The 4,725-nt window shown below is 61.0% G+C and carries 3 protein-coding genes and 2 pseudogenes; all 5 read right to left on the reverse strand.

Annotated features, from left to right (window positions below):
• Positions 1–193, reverse strand: a pseudogene (locus tag QZT71_RS11950) (branched-chain amino acid aminotransferase); the annotation flags it as partial.
• Positions 193–1,263 (reverse strand): DNA polymerase III subunit delta, encoded by a 1,071-nt coding sequence (gene holA, locus QZT71_RS11955; RefSeq protein WP_295916523.1) that lies wholly within the window; start codon positions 1,261–1,263, stop codon positions 193–195. The pseudogene QZT71_RS11950 and the gene holA, both read right to left, overlap by 1 nt.
• Positions 1,264–1,339: 76 nt before the next feature.
• The gene (gene tilS, locus QZT71_RS11960) at positions 1,340–2,683 is read right to left on the reverse strand and encodes a tRNA lysidine(34) synthetase TilS (RefSeq protein ID WP_295916525.1); all 1,344 of its coding nucleotides are present in this window, start codon (positions 2,681–2,683) and stop codon (positions 1,340–1,342) included.
• Positions 2,684–2,736: 53 nt separating this feature from the next.
• The gene (locus tag QZT71_RS11965) at positions 2,737–4,497 is read right to left on the reverse strand and encodes an erythromycin esterase family protein (protein WP_295916527.1); all 1,761 of its coding nucleotides are present in this window, start codon (positions 4,495–4,497) and stop codon (positions 2,737–2,739) included.
• 2 nt (positions 4,498–4,499) lie between these two features.
• A pseudogene (locus tag QZT71_RS11970) lies at positions 4,500–4,725 on the reverse strand (UDP-N-acetylenolpyruvoylglucosamine reductase); the annotation flags it as partial.

Raw genomic sequence — 4,725 nt, forward strand, 5'->3', positions numbered from 1 at the left:
TCGACCGGTCGCTGTCCGGGGCCTCCCCTTCGGCCAGCGCGACGATTCCCGCGGCGGTTTTTCCGGCCTCCTGCGGCCCCGGGCGCCCGAACAGCTCCCGCGACCAGCGGTCGAGCACGGCCAGGTGCTCCGGCAGGCGGAGGCACTTCCGGTCGAGGACGTGGACGGTCTGGTATAGGTAGGCCTCCTGCATCACAGCATGAAGATTTTCAGCAGCAGTTCGCGCAGCAGTTCGCCGTCGGAGGCGCCGCCGGAGTTCATGCCCTTGCTTTTGGCGTCGTATTCGCGCAGCAGGCCGAGGATGTTGAAAACTTTGCGGTTGTCCCAGTTCGCGGCGTTCTGTTTGATTTCGCCGATAAAATAGACGTTGCCTTTTTTCAGGATGCGCATCAGTTCCATGTCGGACGGAAAGGCCGTCCCCTTGTGGCGTGCGAGCCAGCGCAGGTAGTTGACGACGAACATCTCCTTGAATTGCCCGAACAGCGCCAGCACGGTGACCAGCAGCGGGTTGTCCTTGGGGTTGCGGGCGAAGTGGTCGGCAATCATCAGCGCCCGGCCCATATCCTTGGTCGCCACGGCCTTACACAGTTCGAAGTTGTTGAACTCTTTCGAAATGCCGATGTTGGCCTCGATGTCGGCATCGGTGATGCGTTTGGTGCCCTGGGGCAGCGAAACGACCAGCTTGCCCAGCTCGTTCGAGATTTTCGAGATGTCGGTGCCCAGGTGGTCGGTGAGCATCGACAGCGCCTTGGCGTCGATTGCCAGCCCTTTTTTCGCGATGAACTGCTGGAGCCACGAGGCGATTTCGTAGTCGCGCGGACGCACCGACTCGAGCACCGTGCCGTTGGCGGCGCAGCCCTTGTAGAAAGCCGAGCGCTTGTCGGCGTTCTTCTCCTTGTGGCAGATGACCAGTATGGTGGTGGGCGAGGGTTTCTGCGTGTAGAAGGCCAGTTTGTCGATTCCGCGCAGCTGCTGGGCCTCCTTGAGGATGACGACCTGGTACGAACCCATCATCGGCATCTGGCGGCAGAGGTTGATGACCTGCCCCGCTTCGGAATCCTTGCCGTAGACGGTGATTTGGTTGAAAGCCCGTTCGGCTTCTGCGAGAATCGTCGTCGCGAGCTGTTCCGCGATGGCGTCGATGAAGTAGCTCTCTTCGCCCATAAGCAGGTAGACGGGTGAAAACCGCCGTGCGGCGATCTGCCCGGCGAGCTGTTCGTACGCGGCGACGGAGTCCTTGAATTTCAGCGTGCTTTTAGCCATATTTCGAATGTTGTCCCGGCCGGGCCGGGTATGTTTTCCCGAAGCCGTCCCTGCGAGGGGGGGGGCTCCGGGCGGTTTATACGATTTCCTTGGTGATGCGCAGCACGTTTTCCGTTTCGGGCGTCAGGCGGTAGCGGTCGTCGATGCGGCGGCCGACGAGCCACACGATTTCATCGCCCGACAGCAGGACGAACTGCCGCTGCTTTTCGGCCATCGACACCTTGGCGTCTATGAGGAAGTCGCTGACTTTCTTGCGTCCTGTCATGCCGAACGGCACGAAAGAGTCGCCCTCCTGCCAGCGGCGCAGCGTGAGCGGGAATTGCAGGCGGTCGGCGTCGACCTGCGCGATGTTTTCCGGGACGCCGAAGTTCTTGATCGTGTCGATGTCGCAGTATTCGTAGTAGAGTACCGCATTGCCGCAGTAGCTGCGCGGTGCGCCCCGTTCGACGGTCGTCAGGCAGTTGTCGTCGGGGGCGATGGGCGCCACGACGATGGTGCCGCGGTCGGCGTAGGCCACCCGCTCGCGCGAGTAGAAGCGGCGCCCTGTCATGCCGTGTGCGAGGGCGTGGCAGAGCGAGTCGATGACGTCGCCCTTGAAGCCGTAGGCCGAGCTCAACAGCTCGTAAATCACGAACTCCTGCGGAAATGCCGGGTCGATGCGGTCGATATGAATCGTGTCCAGCCCGTTTTCGGACGTGACGGCTTCGCCCCGGATACGCTCGATGCCGTGGTTGATGAACAGCTGGGCATCGGTCAGGCGTGCCAGGTTGCGGCTCATGAGGCTCGTGAACTTGGGGTTTATTTCCCGGATGCGGGGAATCAGCCCCAGCCGGATTTTGTTGCGCAGGTATTTGGTCGAGCGGTTCGACGAATCCTCGCGGAACGGAATGCGGTTCGCCACGGCGTATTCGAGTATCTCCTTGCGCGAGGCGAACATCAGCGGGCGGATGATCTTGCCCACCTGCGTCGAAATGCCCGTCAGTCCGCGCAGGCCGGTGCCGCGCAGCAGGTTGATGAAGAACGTTTCGATCGAGTCGTCGGCGTGGTGGGCGATGGCCACGGCCGTGTAGCCGTGTTCGCGGCTCAAGGCGTCGAACCACGCATAGCGCAGCCGCCGTGCGGCCATCTCCATCGACTCGCCCGTGCGTTCCATCTCGGCCGTGGTTTCGAAGCGCTTGTTGTAGCATGCGACGCCGTACTTACGGGCCTCTTCTTCCACGAGCACTTCGTCCTCGTCGCTCTCCGCGCCCCGCAGCTGGAAGTTGCAGTGCGCCACGCCGACCGAGTAGCCGCTCTGCGTGAAGAGCGACAGCATGACCATCGAGTCCACGCCGCCCGAAACGGTCAGCAGGATGCGGTCGTCGTGTGTGGCCAGGTCGTTCCCGGCGACGTATTTCTGGAAAGCTTCTAAAAGTGCCATGGCTGAACGTTGAAAATCCGAATGCAAAGATAACAATTTCCCGTGACAAACCTTTAAAACGGGTGAGAGGGCGTCGATTCCCGGATAAATACCAGGTAGTCGAATTTTTCCGTTATGCCGCGGTCGGGGAATTCGTTTTCGACCTTCACGGCTCCGATATGCCTGAACCGCAGGCGGTCGAGCCATGTCAGGGCGGGCGATTTCTCCTCGCGCATCTTTTTCAGGTCGAGGATAAACAGCGGTTCGCCGAGTTTGTCCAGCAGGTATTCCAGCGTTCCGGGGCAGGCGCGCTGCGCATCCTGTACCTGTTCCTCGTTGCCGGGGCGAATGCCCGTATATTTTCCGTCGTAAAACGTGAATCCGAAGTTCACATACTCCTCACCCAGGCTCTCTTTGAGGAATCCGCCCATTTTGCCCCCGCTTTTTTCGATATGCCCGTTGTGCGCCCAGACGACGATGCGCGACGCCGGGTTGTGCCGTTTTATCCACAGCAGGTTTTCGGCCATGCACCGGTCGCGCCGGGAGAACAGCCCGCCTTGCCCGAGGTACTGGCGCTGGAGCGTCACGAGTTGCCGCAGCCACGCTTTCTCTGCCTCGTCGGCGGGGAGTTGTCCGATTCGGCTTTCGATTTGCGACAGCGCCCGCACGATATTTCCGGCGATTGCGGGGTCTGCCTGCGGAATGTTGACATTGGAATAGGTCAATGCTTTTTCCAGTCCGGCGTCGATTTCCCCGAGCAGTTGCAGCGCCTGCCCGTCGTGCGCGAACGCCGCTTCCAGAATCGCCACCGTTTCTCCCGGGTATTGCATGTCGAATCCGGTGCAGGCGATTTCGTGCCCGAACTGGTTGGAAACCCGCATCCACTCCACCAGATTCAGCATCTCCTGCGTGCACCATATCCACATGCCGATTACTGTGCGGAGCAGGTATTCCGGGGAGCCGATTCCGCTGTGTATGTATTCGTCGAGCCGGTAACATTCCGACATGCCCGCCTCGAGCGAGAAGATGCCGAACCCCATGTTTTCGGCCATGTGACGTATCATGCGGTTCTTGAGCCTGTATATCTCGCTCGACCCGTGCGTATTTTCACCCAAGGCAACGAGCGTGCCGTTGCCGGTTAGTGCGTCCAGCACTTGCAGGTCGTTCGGGTCGTTTTCGCCGCAATCGCAGCTCCGCAGGGGATAAACGTATTTCCGGAGCTCCCTTTTGTCGGCGCGCGTCAGCCTGACTTTCGGTGCGGGAATGAGCGTGTCGCGGAGCGGTTTTCCGTCGATGGTCAGCTCCATGTTATCGAACCACGCCTGGCCCGGGCCTTTCAGGATGCCGCCGATTCTCATCGTCGATGCGTGCGCGCCGAATCGCTTTTTCAAGGATACGTGCGTCCATTGCGTCGTGTTCCGCACGCCCCGGTTCAGTGTGTCGCGTGCAAATACGGCGTAATCGATTTCCCCGTCCGATAGGTAGAGGTCGGCGAAGCCTTTCGTAACGTCCTGCGTGCGAATCCAACCGCTCAATTCGACCTCGTGCCCGGCAAATGGGTCTGCCGGCAGTTCCTGCCAGAAGAATCCCCAGCCGCGTTTCCCGGAATCGCTCTGCATCAGGTGCAGGCTGGCCGCCCCGTGCTGTTTCTGCGTGCGGCACGACGAAGCGGCGTATCCGAATATCGGAGCGTCGGGCAGGCCCCATTGTGCCGGGCGGCCCTCTTCCGCCGCATATTCGAAATCGAGGTTGTAAGCTGTCGTCCGCATGCCCGGGCCACAACCGGCCAGGACTGCGCTGACCGCGACAGCCGCCGCCATGCGTCGTAAAAGCATTGTTAGAGGATATTTACTTCGGTGTCGATTTCGATGCCGAATTTTTCGTGGACGCGGGCCTGCACCATGTGCGCGAAGTCGAGCACTTCACCGCCCGTGGCGCCGCCCAGGTTGACCAGCACCAGCGCCTGCCGTTCGTGTACGCCGACCCGTCCGCTTTTATAGCCTTTCAGCCCGGCTTTGTCGATCAGCCAGCCGGCGGCGAGCTTCGCCCTGCCGGGGGCTCCG

The organism is uncultured Alistipes sp., from assembly GCF_902388705.1.
In the GTDB taxonomy this organism is placed as follows: Bacteria; Bacteroidota; Bacteroidia; order Bacteroidales; family Rikenellaceae; genus Alistipes.